Source organism: Pseudomonas sp. TUM22785 (assembly GCF_028198105.1).
In the GTDB taxonomy this organism is placed as follows: domain Bacteria; phylum Pseudomonadota; class Gammaproteobacteria; order Pseudomonadales; family Pseudomonadaceae; genus Metapseudomonas; species Metapseudomonas solani.
On the sequence record NZ_CP116239.1, the window covers coordinates 4,644,386 to 4,661,679 of the forward strand.

Annotated in this window: 14 protein-coding genes; 8 read left to right on the forward strand and 6 right to left on the reverse strand. The window is 66.2% G+C overall.

The annotated features are described in order from the left end of the window. Positions 1–15: 15 nt before the first annotated feature. Positions 16–1,398: a TolC family protein gene (locus PI990_RS21055; protein ID WP_184488085.1), complete on the reverse strand. Its 1,383-nt coding sequence runs from the start codon at positions 1,396–1,398 to the stop codon at positions 16–18. A 333-nt stretch (positions 1,399–1,731) separates the two neighbouring features. On the opposite strand from PI990_RS21055, the gene PI990_RS21060 reads away from it, so the two are divergent. Further along, positions 1,732–2,415 carry a response regulator transcription factor gene (locus PI990_RS21060; protein WP_184488084.1) on the forward strand — a complete coding sequence of 228 codons (684 nt, stop codon included), beginning with the start codon at positions 1,732–1,734 and terminating at the stop codon, positions 2,413–2,415. Positions 2,416–2,426: 11 nt separating this feature from the next. On the opposite strand, the gene PI990_RS21065 is transcribed toward PI990_RS21060, so the two are convergent. Continuing rightward, positions 2,427–3,191, reverse strand: a complete 765-nt coding sequence (locus tag PI990_RS21065) for a response regulator transcription factor (protein ID WP_271658353.1) — start codon at positions 3,189–3,191, stop codon at positions 2,427–2,429. A 183-nt stretch (positions 3,192–3,374) separates the two neighbouring features. Here PI990_RS21065 and PI990_RS21070 point away from each other — a divergent pair, with 183 nt between their 5' ends. From PI990_RS21070 to PI990_RS21090, 5 genes are all read left to right on the forward strand, one after another. Then, positions 3,375–5,390 carry a sensor histidine kinase gene (locus PI990_RS21070; protein ID WP_271658354.1) on the forward strand — a complete coding sequence of 672 codons (2,016 nt, stop codon included), beginning with the start codon at positions 3,375–3,377 and terminating at the stop codon, positions 5,388–5,390. Positions 5,391–5,488: 98 nt separating this feature from the next. After that, positions 5,489–5,968: an RNA polymerase sigma factor gene (locus PI990_RS21075; RefSeq protein WP_271658355.1), complete on the forward strand. Its 480-nt coding sequence runs from the start codon at positions 5,489–5,491 to the stop codon at positions 5,966–5,968. Positions 5,969–6,022: 54 nt separating this feature from the next. Further along, positions 6,023–6,985, forward strand: coding sequence for a FecR family protein (locus PI990_RS21080; RefSeq protein ID WP_271658356.1), 963 nt, complete (start codon positions 6,023–6,025; stop codon positions 6,983–6,985). A 100-nt stretch (positions 6,986–7,085) separates the two neighbouring features. Then, entirely contained in the window at positions 7,086–9,455 is a 2,370-nt protein-coding gene (locus tag PI990_RS21085; RefSeq protein WP_271658357.1) for a TonB-dependent siderophore receptor, read from the forward strand. 192 nt (positions 9,456–9,647) lie between these two features. Next, positions 9,648–10,112, forward strand: coding sequence for a hypothetical protein (locus PI990_RS21090; RefSeq protein WP_271658358.1), 465 nt, complete (start codon positions 9,648–9,650; stop codon positions 10,110–10,112). Positions 10,113–10,259: 147 nt separating this feature from the next. Here the strand turns inward: PI990_RS21090 and PI990_RS21095 are convergent, their stop codons facing one another. Together PI990_RS21095 and PI990_RS21100 are read right to left on the reverse strand one after the other, a co-directional pair. Next, positions 10,260–12,722 (reverse strand): DUF4132 domain-containing protein, encoded by a 2,463-nt coding sequence (locus PI990_RS21095; protein ID WP_271658359.1) that lies wholly within the window; start codon positions 12,720–12,722, stop codon positions 10,260–10,262. A 34-nt stretch (positions 12,723–12,756) separates the two neighbouring features. Continuing rightward, positions 12,757–13,152, reverse strand: a complete 396-nt coding sequence (locus tag PI990_RS21100) for a hypothetical protein (RefSeq protein ID WP_021219963.1) — start codon at positions 13,150–13,152, stop codon at positions 12,757–12,759. 401 nt (positions 13,153–13,553) lie between these two features. Between PI990_RS21100 and PI990_RS21105 the strand changes: the two genes are divergently transcribed. Both PI990_RS21105 and PI990_RS21110 read left to right on the forward strand, forming a co-directional pair. Further along, the gene (locus tag PI990_RS21105) at positions 13,554–13,982 is read left to right on the forward strand and encodes a hypothetical protein (RefSeq protein WP_271658360.1); all 429 of its coding nucleotides are present in this window, start codon (positions 13,554–13,556) and stop codon (positions 13,980–13,982) included. Next, the gene (locus PI990_RS21110) at positions 13,912–15,018 is read left to right on the forward strand and encodes a hypothetical protein (RefSeq protein WP_271658361.1); all 1,107 of its coding nucleotides are present in this window, start codon (positions 13,912–13,914) and stop codon (positions 15,016–15,018) included. The genes PI990_RS21105 and PI990_RS21110 overlap by 71 nt, the downstream gene beginning before the upstream one ends. A 202-nt stretch (positions 15,019–15,220) precedes the next feature. Here the strand turns inward: PI990_RS21110 and PI990_RS21115 are convergent, their stop codons facing one another. Then, entirely contained in the window at positions 15,221–16,549 is a 1,329-nt protein-coding gene (locus tag PI990_RS21115) for a sensor histidine kinase (RefSeq protein ID WP_271658362.1), read from the reverse strand. After that, complete coding sequence (locus PI990_RS21120; protein ID WP_236205620.1) at positions 16,546–17,289, reverse strand: response regulator; 744 nt, start codon at positions 17,287–17,289, stop codon at positions 16,546–16,548. The genes PI990_RS21115 and PI990_RS21120 overlap by 4 nt, the downstream gene beginning before the upstream one ends. Between the last annotated feature and the right edge of the window lie 5 nt (positions 17,290–17,294).

A 17,294-nucleotide genomic window follows, 5' to 3' on the forward strand; every position in this document is an offset into this window, starting at 1 on the left:
GTATCGCGGCGGGCCTCAGCGGGCGTTGCCCTGGCCGGCATCGAGGGCGGCCAGGGGCAGCGCCTGGTCGGCCGGCACGACGATGCCCGGCTGGCGGAACAGCTCGGGGCTGAGGCGGCCGGTGGCGCGCAGCAGGCGGTAGGCGGCGATGATCTCGTCGATACCGGCGGCGGTGGCGTCGCTCTGGGCGTTGATCAGGCCGACCTCGCCGTTGAGGATGTCCAGCAGCGAACGGCGGCCCATCTCGCGCTCCTTGCGCGCCAGGTCGAGGAAGCTCTCGGCGATGTTCACCTGGTTGCGCAGGTGCTCGGAGCGCTCGCGGGAGGTCTGCCAGGAGTCCCAGGCGTTGCGGGCTTCCTCGATGGCCTGGATGCGCACGTAGTCGGCCTTCTCCTCGGCACTCAGCACAGCCTGGTCGGCGGCGCGGGTGACGTGGTCGGCACGCATGCCGAGGTCGAACTGCCAGTCGAAGTTGACCATGGCCTTGGTGTCGTCACGGCGGCCCGGGGAGCCGTCGTAATCGTCGAAGTGGGCCTGGCTCAGGCGGAACGACAGGCGCGGCATCAGCTCCTTGCTGCGGGCGGCATCGCGCTCGGCGAGGGTCACCTCGGCGCGCTTGATGGCGGCCAGCACGTCGGGGTTCTGCTGGCGCACGCTTTCGATGATGTCCACTTCGGATGCCGGCAGGCTGGCACCGGGAACGGCCAGGGCCTCCAGGCCATCGGCGGCGAGGGTGGACTCGCCGAAGATCACCCGGTAGCGGTTCAGGGCTTCGCGCATGCGGCTGTCGGCCATCACGCGGCGCGCCTCGGCACCGGCCAGTTGCGACTTGGCCTGCAGCACGTCGGTGGCGTAGCCGCGGCCGGCCTCCATGCGCGCGTTCTCCAGGGAGGTCTGCTGCTTGATGTTCTGTTCCGACTGGCGGGCGTAGGCCTGGGTGCGCTGGGCCTGGATCACCTGCAGCTGCGCCTCGATGGCGGCCAGGGTCAGGTTCTGCACCTGCAGCTCGCGCTCGGCCTCCTCCTTGATCAGCACCACCTTGGCGGCCTGCACGCGGGACGAGGTGGCGCCGAAGTCGGTGATCAGCTGGTTGATACCGACGCTGGCCTCGGAGGGGTCGTAGCTGGCATTCCCGCCGTTTTCACGGTCGATGTGCTGCTTGCCGGCACTGCCGTTGACGGTGAGCTTGGGGAAATAGGCGGTCTTCTCGACGGCGACCTGCTCGCGGGCGGTCTCCACGTCGGCATCGACCATGCGCACCAGTTGGTGCTCGCGCAGGACGCGTTCGAGCTTGTCGGCGAAACCCTGCTCGGCCGAAGCATTCGCCGTGCACAACAGCAGGCAGGTGGCGAGCAGCTCTCGCCGCGCGTGGAAGACGGGTTTCATTGTTGAAAGCATGGGCGCTCACCGATCAGGTCATCGAGATGATCCGGGGCATGGCACCGGAACGGCGCGATACTAGCTTTCTGCCATCTCGTGAAACTGACAAATGCTGACATTCCACCCTTCGCGACCGCTTGACGCATGGCTTGCGCCGCTCTGGCACGATGGTTCCAGCCAGCCCCGCCGCTGCGTTCGGGCAAGCGCAGCGGCAAAAAACCGAGCGTTTCCATCCCCGCCAAGGTTCTATAAGCTGCAAGAAATGCTGCCATTAACTGGTCAGCGCTTTACCGAATGGATGTAGGTAAAGCGGAATTAGCACCACGGAAGAAGCCGTATCGAAACCCGTGAATGATTGATCTGATTCTGCTCGAAGATGAACCCATCCTCGCCGAGGAACTGAGTGAGTTCCTCGGCGAATCCGGCTACCGGGTCACCCTGGCGGACAGCCTGGCGAGCTTCGCCGACACCTTCGACGAACAGCGCCACCGCCTCGCGATCATCGACCTGGGCCTGCCCGACGGCGACGGCCTCGACCTGATCCACCAGCTGCGCGAGCGCGGCAGCACCCTCGGCATCGTCGCCTTCACCGCACGCGGCTCCACGGATCACCGGGTCGCCGGCTTCCGCGTGGGCGCCGACCACTACCTGGCCAAGGGCTGCGACCTGGAAGAACTGGCAGCGGTGCTCGAAGCCCTGCGCCGACGCCTCGGCCTGCAGCGCGGCGGCACCCGCTGGGAGCTGGAACTGGCCTCGCGCCAGCTGAAGACGCCCAACCAGCAGCACCTGCGCCTGTCCCACCAGGACATGCTGGTGCTGCACTGCCTGATGCAGCGCGCCGGCGACATCGTCTCGCGCCGGGAGATCGTCCGCGCCCTCGACGAGGACTACATGACCTACGACCAGCGCCGCCTGGACACGCAGATCCGCCGCCTGCGGCGCAACGTCGAGCAGGCCGCCGGCCTGGAGCTGCCGCTCAAGACCCTGCGCAACACCGGCTACTGCTTCTACGAGAAGGTGCGCATCGTCGCCTGAGCGGCCCGACATCAGCCCGCGCAGAGCAGGCGACCGATGAACGCATACCCCTGGTTGCGCAGCGAACGGATGGGCGCTGGCGCCCCGTCGAGCCCGGCGATCTTGCGCCGCAGGCGGCTGACGATGGCCTCCAGGCGGCGCTCGTCATAGGTCAGGTAATCCTCGCCCAGCCCTTCGGCCAGCACGCGGCGGTTGGCGGTCTGCTCCGGCGCTTCACGCAGCAGCCCCAGGATCCGGCATTCCTTGCGGCTCAGCTCCAGTTGCTGGCCATCCGGCGCGCTGAGCACCTGCTCGCGTGCATCGATCACCCAGCAATCGCCCAGCGGTGCGGCCTGCATGCCGAGGCGCCGCATCAGCGCCTCCATGGCCGACAGCAGTTCGTCTTCCGCCACGACGCGGCCCAGGCAGTGATCGGCCCCCAGTGCGTAACCCGCCAGGCGATGGTCGAGGCGGCCCGGCTCGGTCAGCAGGACCAGCCCGATGCCCGGCCACAGGGTGCGGATGCGCGCCGCCAGCTCGAGCCCGGCCTTGCCCTCCCCGGCCAGCTCCAGCAGCACGACGTGCGGGCCGAACAGGGCGACCTCCGCCTCCAGCAGGGTGTCGACGGTGCTCATGGTGACGAAGCCGACCTTGCCCAGCAGGCGCAGGCACAGGTCCGGCTGGCTATCCGGTGTGGCTTCCACCACCAGCAGGCGCATGTGCGCGAGCGGCGTAGCGCTTCCTCCCACCCGGCGCAGGACGGTGGCCGGTGAGGTTGCCTGGCTGCGTTCTTTCACTGCGATTCCACCCTGGCGGCCCTGTGCTGACGAACGGCATTCCGGCGGCCACCCGCCCGAAACACGGCGGCACCCTACCCCAGGAAGGCCCTGCGCAAACCGAGCGAATCTGAGCAACGCATCGAATCGCGGAGCCGGGCAGGTAGAATCCTCCGCTTCCGCAAACACCCGTGGCGCCGAGCGATGACCCGTCCCCTTGCTTTCCTGCTGTTCTGCCTGTGCCTGCTGTTCTCCTGGCAGGCAGGCGCCGACACCCTGCACCTCGGCGAGCGGAGCAAGGGCACCCAAGGGCACCTGGAGCGCCTGGACGACCCGGATGGCCGCCTCGACGCCGCCGGCGCCATGCAATCGAACGACTGGAAGGCGCTGCCCGGCTCGCTCAACGCCGGCTTCACCCGCAGCGTGATCTGGCTGCGCCTGCAGGTGCAGGCCGGGCCGGATTCCCCCGAACGCTGGATGCTGACGCTGAATAACGCACTGATCGACAGCGCCATCCTCTATGACTACGAAACCGACGGCACGCCACGGGAACGGCGCAGCGGCGAATCCATCAACCGCAAGACCTGGGAAGTGGACTACCGCACGCCCTCCTTCGCCCTCAGCCTGCAGCCCGACCAGCCGCGCTGGCTGCTGCTGCGCCTGGAGGCACGCAACGCCATGTCGGTGAGCGTGCGCCTGATGCCCGCCGCCGAATTCGGCGACCGCACCCGCGTGGAATACCTGGGCTCGGGCCTGTACTTCGGCATCTACCTGGCGCTGATCGTCTTCCACAGCGTGTTCTGGCGCATGACCCGCGCGCCGGAAAGCGGCTGGTACCTGATCTACGTGAGCTGCTGCATCTCCATCGAGAGCCTCAGCTACGGCCTGCCGCAACAGATCTTCGGCATCCCCGGGAGCATCAGCGACCGCTTGCTGGGCTGCGGCCTGGCGGCCAGCCTGCCGCTGGGCTTCATCTTCGCCCAGCGCCAGCTGAGGCCCCGGGACATGGTGGGCGCGCGGCGCGTGCTCACGGTGCTCAGCGTGGTCATCGGCCTCGCCTCCGCCACGGCGGTGCTCGCCGGGCACTACCAGACCGGCGCACCGCTGGTGCAGATCACCTCCTTGCTGACCATCCCGCTGCTGATCGGCATGGCCGTGCGCATGCTGTTCCAGGGCCATGCCTCGGCGCGGGTGTTCCTGCTGATCTTCGGCATCTATTACGCCGGGGTGATCGTCAGCTTCCTGCGCAACCTCGGCATCGTCCCCACCTCCTTCGCCACCGACAATGCCGCCGCCCTCGGCACCCTGCTGCACATGCTCCTGATGAGCATGCGCATCATCAACCACTACCGGAAGCTGAAGGACGACAAGAGCCGCGCCGAGAGCAGGCTCAAGCACGTGCTGCAGGACCAGAACGCCCACCTCGAACGGCAGATCGACGCCCGCACCCTGGAGCTGCGCGACGAGATCCGCCGGCGCACCGAGCTGGAGGGCGAGCTGCGCGAGCTGCTGCGCCAGGAGCAGCGCATCCGCGAGGAGCAGCGCGACTTCGTGGCCATGGTCTCCCACGAATTCCGCACACCGCTGGCGATCATCGCCACCTCGGCCCAGCAGATATCCCGCCACCTCGACAGCGCCCCGGAACGCAACGAGCAGCGCTGCCAGAACATCCGCGAATCCACCTCGCGCCTGCTGACCCTGGTGGACAACTACCTCAACCACGACCGCATGGCCGAGACCAGCACCGAGCTGCGCCACACCGAGCAGAACCTGCCGGAGCTGCTGGCCCGTAGCACCAGCGACGTGCCCCCCGGGCGTACCCGCATCGAGTACCACAGCCAGCGCCAGACCCTGAGCTGCGACACCGGCCTGACCCGCATCGCCCTGCGCAACCTGATCGCCAACGCCGACCGCCATGCCCCGGCCGATAGCGTGATCCGTCTCGATGTGCGCGAGCGCGCGGACGCGGGGATGCTCGACATCCGCGTGGTCAACGAGGGCCCGGAAATCCCCCGCGAGCAGGCGCCGCTGCTGTTCCAGAAGTACTTCCGTGGCAGCCAGGCCCAGCAATCCCCCGGCGCCGGCCTCGGCCTCTACCTGGTCAAGCGCATCGCCACCCTGCACGGCGGCGAGGTCAAGCTGGAAAGCACCGGCAAGGACGGCCCCATCTGCTTCCGCCTGAGCCTGCCGATGGAGCCGCTGGGGCACGGGGCCGCCTGAAACCGCGAGGCAGAGCGGCACCTAAAGATGTAATTGAGAAGTGATTGCATACGCATTAATCTCGCAATCCCTTTCAACGAGTCGCTGCCTGCCCACCCATGAGCAAGCCGTCGCCCTTCCTGGCCCTCTACCTGCGTGAGCAGAACCGGCTGCTGCAGCTGATCCGACGCATCGTCGGCGACCGCAGCACGGCGGAGGACCTGGCCCAGGACACCTTCCTGCGGCTCTGGGACCGGGAGCTGGGCGATGGCGACCGCAGCCTGCTGTTCCGCACCGCGCAAAACCTCGCCCTCGACCACCTGCGGGCACGCCAGGTGCGCAGCCGCCATGCCCGCGAACAGACGGAGGACGAAGGCGACGGCCTCGACCTGCAACAGCAGGCCGAAGCGCACCAGGAACTCGAACACCTGCTGCGCCGGCTGCAAGGCCTGCCCCGCCGTTGCCAGCAGGTCTTTCTTCTCAGTCGCCTGGATGGCCTCTCCTATGCGAGCATCGCCGAGCGGCTCGGGGTTTCCCTGAGCACCGTGGAGAAGGACATCATCCGTGTCCTCCAACATTGCCAGCGCACCGAGGGCTGAACCGGTGTCGCACGTTGTACTGGCAGCCCCCTCGATTCGTGGAACGCAAGCAGAGTGAAGACCTCGCCCGAACAGCAAGCACGGCAGGATCGCCAGGACACGGCGACCCGCTGGTACGTGCGCCTGCAGAACCCGCAGTTGCCGGCGAGCGAACGCATGGACTTCCGCCGCTGGCTGGACAGCGACCCGGCCAACGCCGAAGCCTTCCAGGCGGTGGAGCAGCTCTGGCAGAAACTCGGCGAACCCGCCCGGCAACTGGCTGGCGATGGCTGGCACCGCCGTCGCCCCGTGCAACGCCAGCGCTGGCCGGCACTGGCCGCCGCCTGCGTGCTCGGCCTGGCGGTGGGCGTGCTGCTCTGGCGCGACCCCGGCGTGCTGCAGCGCTACGCCGCCGACCACGCCAGCGCCCCCGGCACCCAGCTGCAAGTGACCCTGGCCGATGGCAGCCACGTGCTGCTGGATGCCGACAGCGCCCTGGACCTGCACTTCAGCCCCGGCGAACGCCGCGTCACCCTGCTGCGCGGGCGCGCCTGGTTCGACGTCAGCCACGACGCCAACCGCCCCTTCGTGGTGGAAAGCCCGGGGCTGCGCACCCGCGTGCTCGGCACCGCCTTCGCCGTCGACGCCAGCGGCCAGGGCGAGCGGGTCACGGTTAGCCGCGGCCGGGTCGAAGTGCGGGGCAACGCCGCCGACTCGCTCGTCACCCTGATCCCCAACCAGCAGGCCAGCCTCGACGGCAGCGGCCTGCACGGCCCGGAAACGGTCAATAGTGAACGCGCCCTGGCCTGGCAACGCGGCCTGCTGATCTTCGATCGCGCCAGCCTCGGCGAGGTGCTCGACAGCCTCCAGCACCTCGGCCACCCGCCCGTCGTGCTGCTGGACGAGAGCCTGCGCAACCAGCGCATCTCCGGCACCTTCCGCACCAGCGATCCCCAGGCGGTGCTCAGCGCCCTGAGCATCGAACTGGGCCTGAAGACCACGCGCATACCCGGCTTGGCGGTGGTCCTGCACCGCTGATGAAAAAAATCTGAAAATTCCTTGAGGGGTTTCCCGGTCTCGCCCGTTGTATCGGCAGTGAATCATTCGCATTTGCCATTTACCGGGGGAGAACCACCGCATGACCAACCGCCACCGCCTGGCCCGGACCCTGCTCGCCAGCGCCCTGCTCGCCACCCTCGCCGCGCCCATGCAGGCCCATAGCAGCGAGGCCGCCAGCGAGCAGCGCCAGCCGCAGTTCCAGTTCGATATCCCCAGCCAGCCGCTGCTCGACGCCCTCGGTGAATTCACCGCCACCACCGGCATCGCCGTGCTGCGCACCACCGAGGAACAGCTCGCCGGCCAGGCTCCCGCAGTGCGCGGCCGCTACACCGCCGACCAGGCCATGGGCCTGCTCCTCCAGGGCAGCGGGCTGAGCTTCCGCCACGGCGCCGGTAGCATCACCCTGGAACGCCCGAGTGGTGACGGCACCCTCGACCTGTCGCAGATCGACATCAGCGCCAGCGGCCAGCAGTCCGCCTTCGGCCCGGTGAGCGGCTACGTGGCCACGGCCGCCGGCACCGCCACCAAGACCGACACGCCGATCATCGAAACGCCGCAATCCATCTCGGTGGTGACCCGCGACCAGATCACCGACATCCACGCCCAGAGCCTGCGTGACGTCCTCGGCTACACCGCCGGGGTGATCGCCACCGAAGCCGACGACCGCCTCACCGACACCTTCGTCCTGCGCGGCTTCCAGATCAGCGGCAGCACCTTCCGCGACGGCATGCGCTACATGAGCAACATCTACGACGGCACCCAGGAGCCCTACGGCATGGAGCGCGTGGAAGTGCTGCGCGGCGCCTCCTCGGTGCTGTTCGGCCAGGCCGCGCCGGGCGGCATCATCAATGTGGTGAGCAAGCTGCCGACCCGCGAGGAACTCCACGAGATCAAGGCCGAAACCGGCAGTAACGACCGCCACCAACTGGCCACCGACCACGGCGGCGCCCTCACCGACACCCTCAGCTACCGCTTCACCGCCCTACAGCGCAGAAGCGACACCACCACCGACCACGTGCCGGACGACCGCACCTACATCGCCCCGTCCCTCACCTGGCAACCGGACGACGCCACCAGCCTCACCCTGCTGGCCAGCTACCAGAAGAGCCGCACCGCCTACGTCTACGGCCTGCCCGCCGAAGGCACCGTGCTGCCCAACCCCAACGGCCACATCTCCCGCCACACCTTCACCGGTGAGCCGGGCTACGACAAATCGGTGATCACCGCCTGGGACATCGGCTACCGCTTCGAGCACGCCTTCAACGACGACCTCAAGGTGCGCCAGAACCTGCGCTACTTCGAATCGGAAAACGACATGCCGTCGGTGTGGCTCGACAGCTTCATCGACCCGCAGATGACCACCGTCGCACGCGGTGCCCAGGACCGCGTCGACGACTCGCGCAACTTCGTCGTCGACACCCAACTGGAGGCGCGCTTCCATCACCAGCGCGTCGAGCAGACGGTTCTGGCCGGCGTCGACTACGGCGATCGCCACCTGCAGACCGACCGCTACGACTACGACCTGACTCCTCTGAATGTCTTCAACCCGGTCTACGGCGGTACTTTCACCGCCAGGGGCCCTGCGCCATTCAGTTCCAGGAACCGTACCCGCCAGAGCGGCATCTACCTGCAGGACCAGATCAAGTTCGACGAAAAGTGGGTGCTGTTGCTCGGCGGCCGCCAGGACTGGGCCAAGCAGAAGGAAGACGCGCTGTACGGCAACGACCGCTCACGCCAGGACAGCGACGCCTTCACCACGCGCGTGGGCCTGGTCTACCTCGCCGACAACGGCCTGGCGCCCTTCGTCAGCTACAGCGAATCCTTCGAACCCCAGGCAGGCCGTAGCCGTGCCGGCCAGGACTTCGACCCCACCGAAGGCGAGCAATACGAAATCGGCATCCGCTACCAGCCACCCGGCAGCAACGCCCTCTACTCCGCCGCGCTCTACCAACTGACCCGCAGTAACGTGCTGACCACCGACCCGGTAAACACCAACTTCCAGGTGCAGACCGGTGAGATACGCTCCCGTGGCCTGGAACTGGAGGCCAAGGCCGACATCGGCAGCAACGCCAGCGTCACCGCCTCCTACGCCTACACCCAGGCCGAAGTGACCAAGAGCAACAGCGGCAATGAAGGCCAGAAGACCGGCGGCATGCCCCGCAACATGTTCTCCGTCTGGGGCGACTACCGCTTCGGCCAGGTCGGCCCGGGGGAACTGCGCGCCGGCACCGGTGTGCGCTATGTGGACGAAGTGCCGGGGCTGTTCAGCACCCGCATCGTCGCGCCCTCCTACACCCTGGTGGACGCCATGCTCGGCTACGCCATGGGCCCCTGGGACCTCACCCTCAACGTCACCAACCTCACCGACGAGGACTACCTCAGCTACACCTACGCCGCCTTCTACGGCGCCGAACGCCAGGTCACGGCCGGCGTCGCCTATCGCTGGTAAACCCCGCCGCAAATAGCGCACGGAGCAGCCTGTAGGTTGGCGCCGAGCGCAGCGAGACCCAACGCTGCGAAATCCAACCCGCAGGTTGGGCCTCTTGCTTCTCACCCGCCGACAAAAGAGCTAGCCCCAGCGGCGTTCAGCACCGCACACTTCGCGTCCCAACCCGCTCCCTCGACCAAGGACGATCACCCCATGCTGCGCACCACCTCCGCCCTGCTCCTCACCCTCGCCGCCACCACCACCTTCGCCGGCACGCTCACCGAGAAGGCCGAAGAAATGCTCGGCGGCACGGTGCTGAACTGGACCAGCGACACCCAACTCGAAGGCCCCGCCGGGCTCAACGCCACGGTAGTGGTGCCCAAGGACGGCAAGGCCAACTACGCCACGCTGGCGATCGTCCATCGCACCCAAAAACCTGTCATCGAGCCCTGCGGCGTGATCACCTGGACGGTCGATGGCGCTGTCGCCAACGAAGGCTATGGCGAGCTGCAGCTCGACGATGAAACCTCCAGCGAGAAGGTGGTGATGATGGTGGACCTCGGTCTGTTCAAGACCCTCGCCACCGGCGGGACAGTGGCGTTCAGCAGCTGCGGGCTGGAGGGTGCGGTAAGCGAGGCGGACCAGAAGGGACTGCAGGCGATTCTTGGCAAGATCTAGGCAAGCACCCGACTCGCCGTAGGTTGGCGCCGAGCGCAGCGAGGCCCAACGGTGCGATATTCAACCTCGCCCGTTGGGCTTCGTACCTCAACCCAACCTACATGCGATCAGGCCGTAGCCTGGGCTTCAGCCCGGGGCTTCACCGCACTAGGCATTGATCTGGCTGAGGATGCTCGGGTCCTTGATCTTCTTGTCGTTGGCCAGCAGCAGCGCCTTGCTGAGGATCAGCGACAGCAGCGCATCACCCTCGAAGGGCAGGTAGAGCCCGTTGGAGGCGGACTTGGCCTTCTTGTCCTGGACGATGCACAGGTACTGGTCGTTGGGCGCCATGAGGATGTTGCTGCTGCCGAGGTGGATGCGGTAGGTGCGCAGGTCACCCTTCACCACCAGGTAGCGCCCGTCGAGATGGCAGCGCTTGGCGATGGGCAGGCGCGAGAGGATGTTATCCAGCAGATCGCGCCGCACCTGGGCACCGCCCTGGAGTTCGGCGTTGCTGGCCAGGGAGATGTAGCCGCGGAAGGCGGGGTCGTCCACCAGGCCGAGTTCGGGGTCGTTGGCCACCGAGCAGACGCCGACGAACAGGTCCATGTCGCGCAGCACTTCGGAGAACACCAGCGGCGGGATATCGGCCAGGCGGGTTTCATCCCAAGCCTCGCCGTCCTTCACAAAACGGAATTCGCCGCTCTCCACATAAGCGAAGACACCGGTGTCGCCCTGGATGCTGGAGAACGCATCCTTCACATCCAGTTCGAACAGCACCGCCAGCCCCCAGTTCTTCAGCGTCTTGCAGGGGGTATTGTGGCTGTCCCAACTGCCCTGCAGGGCATAGTCCCAGCCACGCTCGCGCAGCAACGCAGCGAGCTGGAACTGCCGCAGCAGGTGTCCGGCAAAGCGGCGGGACGTCGTCCCTGACTCGCGCTCGGCGTCGGTGAGCAGGTAGACCTCGCGGAACGCCTGGCGGATCGGCTGCAGCACCTGCGCCTCCTGCAGCAGTTCGCGCCAGGCCAGCACTTCCGGCGCGGCCGCCTGGATGGGGTGCCAGAGGGATACGGTCGCGTCCGCGGGCAGCTCGCCCACGGCCGTGCCGTCGAAGCCTGTGAGTACGCCTTTCAGGCCGATCACCGAACGCTGCTGTCCGTCGTGCTCGATGTTCCAGATCAAGCGGCGCCCCATCCAGCCGAGCAGCTCGGTGCTGTCGATGAAACGCGGGTACCAGTCGCCGAAGCGCCAGGTGCGCTGACGCAGGTAGGCCTGCTCGAAACGGGTGCGCTGGCCGAGCACGGCATCGGCGAACTCCTTGCAGCCCTTCTGCCACTCCTTGAAGGCTTCGGCGTTGTCACGCTTGGCTTCGGCCGGGGCGCTCTTGAGCACCTTGCCCTCGGCGTTGCTCCACTCGGTGGCCAGGCGCCCTTCTCCTTCCAGACGCAACAGCGCGGTGGCGCCGCCGAAGCTGAAGCGGGCCACCCCCTCGGCGTCGAAGCCCATGTCCGGGACCGATGCCTCCTCCATATCGTCCGGGGTCAGGCCGGCACGCTCGGCGGCCTTGACCACCGACTTCTCGATCAGTGCCTTGCCCTGGCTGTAGCGAACCTTGGAGCGCAGGCGGGAGAGTTGCACCACGCCGGGCTTGTCGAGCAGGCACAGCACCTGGATGCAGGCGTTGCCCACCAGTCGCGAGCGCGGCCCGTGCCATTGCACCTTGGTGTAGAAGGCCACGGCCATGTCGCCCAACCCCGGCGCCAGCACCTTGGGCTCACCCACGCCGGCCAGCCAGACCATCGCCTTGATGGCGCCTTCGTTGGCGTCCGAGGGGGCGAACTGGTAGTTGCAGATGACCGCGAACCAGCGCGCGAGCGTCTGGCTGAAAGCGTCCGCCGGCAACCCCGCAGCGAGCTTGGCGGCGGTCTTCAGCCAGGCGTTGCTGGGGGAGGAACCGCTGCCGGTAAGGGCATGGTTCATCAGGCCCATCCAGGTTTCGCGCTCGGCCTCGGGCAGCGTGGCGAAGTCCGCATGCAGGTCATCGACCCAGCCGAAGCGCGACTCACCGAGCGGCAGCTGCAGCACCTGCACGCCGCCGAGCATCTTCTTCAGCTTGGCTTCGAGCACGCGCGGGTCGCGCCCAGCCTTCCAGAACGAGGCATTGCGTTCGAGAAAGCTGCCCATGGCCTCTTCATGGCCCACCAGCGCGCCTTGCTTGTGCAGCTTCTCCATCTGGCTGACGAGCCGGGTAATCGGGTAGTCCAACTCCTTGATGTACTCGTGCTCCACCAGCACCTTCATCACCTCGATGGCAGTGGCGCCGTCCAGCACGTCATCACGCTTGAGCATCTCGCGCAGCACACGACCCAGGCCGCCAGTGCCCTCAGGGCCCTCGCCGTATAGGCAGGCGAGGTAGACAAGACAGGCGCGCCAGTCCGTAGCTTCGGCATCGATCAGCGCGCGGATGGCAGGTGACTTGTCGAGCTCATACCAATATTCACCTTGGTGCTTGATGAGCTGCTCGACGGCGATTCGCAGCATCGTGCGCTGCCCATCACTGAGGATCACCAACGCCTGGAGGGGAGAATCGCCGCTCAAGGCCGTGGCGTGGGCGTGCAAAGGTGAAGACATGACGAATCCTTATGTCGTGTGAAAAGGGAAAGGCTCAGCCGCCCACCAGGGGCAACAGGCGCAGGAACTGGACGTTGGAAATGGAGGACAGGCGGAACGGCTCGTCGAGCTCATCCACTTGCTGCTCATCCACCAGCAGCAGGAAGCCGTTTCTCTCGAAGGCGGAGATCGCCAGCTGGCACTGGCGCTCGGCGTCGATCACGCGTCGGGGCAGCTCGTCGTAGCCGTTGAGCTTTGCCTCGTCGGCTTCCGGGGTGAAAAAGCGATAACGCGGAGCGTTGGGCACCGCCTGCTGCTGCTCGACCACTTGCAGCACGTAGCGCCGGATCAGCTCGCGGGCGGTCAGCGTCTCCACCGGCAAGGTCAGCGTCAGGCTGTTGAGCAAGGAGCCCTGAAGCGTGCAGTCCTGCACCCGCACGGTGAAATCCATTTCCGTCACTCCATCGCTTGGAAAAGTGGATGTTTACACCGGGGCGGGAAGTGATGTCGAGGTGCCATGAAGCGGGTTGGCGAGGCTGTGAGGTGGAGCACAGGTGGCAGGAAATCCGCACGGTCACGGCGGCCCCGCTGCCCGTAGGTTGGCGCCGAGTGCAGCGAGGCCCAACGATGCGGTCCTGGATTTACTTGATCGGTTACATGGTCGGTTACTTGATCGGTCACCTGGCCATGATCACCTGCACCTCGCCTCCAAACCCAATGAGCGGCCCTCTCCGATCCTAAGACCAGCTTGATAGTGGCCAGTTAATGGCTACGCTCTGATTCGCCCCAGACTCTGGCGGCCGATCCACTACCGATTCGAATACGAGCACAGGGCAGAAGGGAATCTGAACCATGAAAGCAATGGAGGCCATGCTCCGCATCGCTGGCCGCACGCGCCTGTTCGCTGGCCTGTACGCCATTGCCCTGGGTTCCGGCTGCACCGTCATCCACGTTGTCGGCGAATCCGGCACCGTGGAGACGCACTACCTCCCGGGCATCGCCTACATCCGCATCGACCCCGACAAAAAACCTCTCTACGTCCATCAGCGCTCGTACGGCATCGCCGCTTCGAACAAAGCCCTGTCCCTCGGCTTCGGTGACTTCGAACAAGTCACCGTCGAGCGCGAGGATGCCTCGGCATGCCTGCTCATCTCGATAAACAGCAACGCCAACAAGAACGACTTTTCCTTCCAGACCCAGGAGCCGGACCATGTATGCAAAGCGCCAATCACTGAAATCCGCAACAGCATTGGGGAGCACATTGCTGATCAGCCTGATTAGCGTCAGCGGCTGCGCGCCGCTGCAGCAGGCGCCACTGGCCTATACATCGGCGCAGGTCGTGGGGGTGAAGCTCGGCATTGCGCCCACGCAGCCGGAGACGCTGGAGGCGGTGGTCGGGGTGAAGATTCTGGATGCCGCCTATGCGCCGGTAGCGGTTTCGAATCCGGGGCTCAAGGATGCGGCCAGTTCTGGAAAACCCTTTAATGAAAACCTGTATGCCATCAAGGAGATCTACGGCATCTACGGGAGCCAAGCCAGTGCGGATACAGCAGCAAAACTGCTGACCGCAGATGAATCGGAAGATATGAAGAAGTTTCTTGAGGCCCAAACGGCCTTGAGCAAGGCAAAAGACGCCACAAAGAATGCCGAAGCAGCAAAGTTATCTACAGAGAACGCTTTGGTTTCGGTGAAGGATCTCAATGACCTTGTTACTCCAATAAATGGCTGCCAGCCAATTGTGGGTAACGAGAGCATCAGCAGCGGCCTGACGAGGCTCTCCACATGCGCCGACGGTGCGGCCAAAGAGATTGGCGAGCGTTATGGAATCATTCTCAAAGATCAAATAAATCAAAAGCCCGACGACTTGAAGAAGCAGGTAACCCCGCTGACTCAGAGCCTCGAAGCAGCACAGAAAAGCGAAATTGACGCAGCAAAATCTGTTTCTAGCAGTGAAGCAAAAGTCAAAGGAGCACTCGAAAAGCTCGCGAATATCCAGAAGCGAGATGCCATCTCGGTCTACGGCTCCTTCAATTCGGACTCAAAAGCCGGTTCCAAAAGCGAACCGACCGATCCCAACGCCACGAAAAACTCAGGCGTCGACGTGCGAATCGGCAAGGTGTTCTCCACTGGAGTCGCAGCCCAGAACATCTCGGAAGCTCAGAAGCTGGTAGCGGGTAGTGCCGCACTCGACGTCTGCCTGCAGAACGTGCCGCGAATGACTGCAGTCCTGCCGGAGGCCAGCAAGGCCGATATGACAAAAGAGCTGTTGAAACTCTGCGCAGACAAAATCATGCCCAGCGCAACGCAACAGAAATAGGCATCGCCCACGTAGGTTGGCGCCGAGCGCAGCGAGGCCCAACGATGCAGAGCATTGCCCGGCACCAGTGTCAGACAGGGCATCGCTGGTGGATGAAAAGAGCGTCATCCACCCTACTCATCCTGCGCCTGGCGCAAGGCTCGGCCTGGCTCGTTGGGCTTCGTGCCTCAGCGAAACCTACAAGAGCGAGCCCCGGAGCGCGTCAATTCCACGGCAACTCCACCCGCGCGCGCAGGCCGCCTTCGGGGCGGTTGTGCAGGTGCAGTTCGCCGCCGTGTTCGCGGGCGATGGCGCGGGCGGCGGAGAGGCCGAGGCCGACGCCGCCGGATGCAGGGTTGCGCGAGGGCTCGAGGCGGTAGAAGGGTTCGAAGACCTGTTCCAGGTGCTGCTCGGGGATGCCGGGGCCCTGGTCGCTGACGTCGATGAGGATGCCGCGCGGATCGGTGTGGAGCGCAATCGCCGGGGCCTTGGCGTATTTCAGGGCGTTCTCCAGCAGGTTGGTGAAGACACGCTTGAGCCCCAGCGGACGGCCGAGGTAGACGAGCTTGGTGGGGCCGCTGTAGGGGATGTCGATGCCCTGGTCGCGGTAGTCGTCGATCAAGGTCTGCAGCAACTCGGCGAGATCGAAGGGGGTGGCGGGCTCCAGGCGCGCGTCGTCGCGGAAGAAGTCGAGGGCGGCGTTGATCATGCCCTGCATCTCGTCCACGTCGCGGAACAGCTTGCGCTGCTGCTCGGGGTCGTCGATGAATTCACCGCGCAGGCGCATGCGTGTTAGCGGCGCGCGCAGGTCGTGGGAGATGGAGGCGAGCATCTGCGAGCGGTCGGCGACGAAGTGGCGGATCTGCGCCTGCATGGTGTTGAAGGCGAGGATGGCCTGGCGGATTTCCCGCGGGCCAAGGGGCTCGATGGGCGGGGCGCGGAAGTCGCTGCCGAAGCGCCGCGCGGCATGGGCGAAGCTTTCCAGGGGCCGGGCCAGGCGGCGGGTGGCGACCCAGGCCACGGCCAGCGAGGCCACCAGCGCCAGGGCGGCGATGATGCCCAGGCGGACTTCCGGGTCCAGGCCCCAGCTGCGGTAGCGGGCGGAGAATTCCAGCCAGCTGCCGTCATGCAGCTTCACCAGCAACTGGTAGGGGCGATCAGCATTGGGCGGCGGCCAGTCCTCGGGGTCGTAGGCTTCCAGGTGCCGGGTTTCGCCGAACAGTTTCTCGATCAGCCCGCTGCCGTCCTGGAAGCCGTCGTCGAAGTCCGGCGGCAGGGTCAGTTGGTCCCGGCCGGCGACCCAGCGCACGGAGAAGTTCGGCACGCTGGCGGCCCGGGCCAGTGTCGGGCGCTGGGCCACGGGCGCGGCTTCGATGATCTGGGTGGCGAGGGCCGCCCGCTCCAGCACCCCGCTGCGGAGCAGGGAGGGCTGCGCCCAGACGCCGGCCAGTTCGACGAACAGCCAGTTGAGCAGCAATGAGGCGAGCATGGCCATGACGATGGTCAGGGCGATCCAGCGGGCAATGGTGTCGCTGCCGCGCGGCCAGTTCATCGGCGGCTAACCTCGGGGCTGAACTGGTAGCCGCCATTGCGCACGGTGCGGATGATGTCCGGGCGCTTGCTGTCGGGCTCGATCTTGCGGCGCAGGCGGCTGACCTGCACGTCGATGCTGCGGTCGAAGGCGTCGTGGGCATTGCCGTGGCAGAGGTCCAGCAGCTGCTCGCGGCTGAGGATGCGTCCGGGGTGTTCGAGGAATACCAGCAGCAGGTCGAACTCGCCGCCGGAGAGCGGGATCATCACGCCATCGGGCGAGCGCAGTTCGCGGCGGGCGACGTCCAGCTGCCAGCCGGCGAAAACGATCACCGGCCGCGCCTCGTCGCCGCCAGCCTTCACCGCGGCCCCGGTGCGGCGCTGCACGGCGCGCACGCGGGCCAGCAGCTCACGGGCGTCGAAGGGCTTGGTCAGGTAGTCGTCGGCGCCCAGTTCCAGGCCGATGATGCGGTCGCTCAATTCGCCCATGGCGGTGAGCATGACGATGGGGATGCCCAGCTCGCCGTGCACCCGCTGGCACAGGCTGAGGCCGCTCTGCCCAGGGAGCATCACGTCAAGCACGATCACGTCCGGGCGCTGCCGGGCGATGGCGGCCCACATGGCGGCGCCGTCGGTGGCGACTTCCACTTCGTAGGAGTGCTGCAGGAAGAACTTTTTCAGCAGGGCGAGGATTTCCACATCGTCGTCCACGATCAACAGTCTGTTCACGATGCTCGGTTCGGGTTGGCTGGGGTCGCTCATCTAAA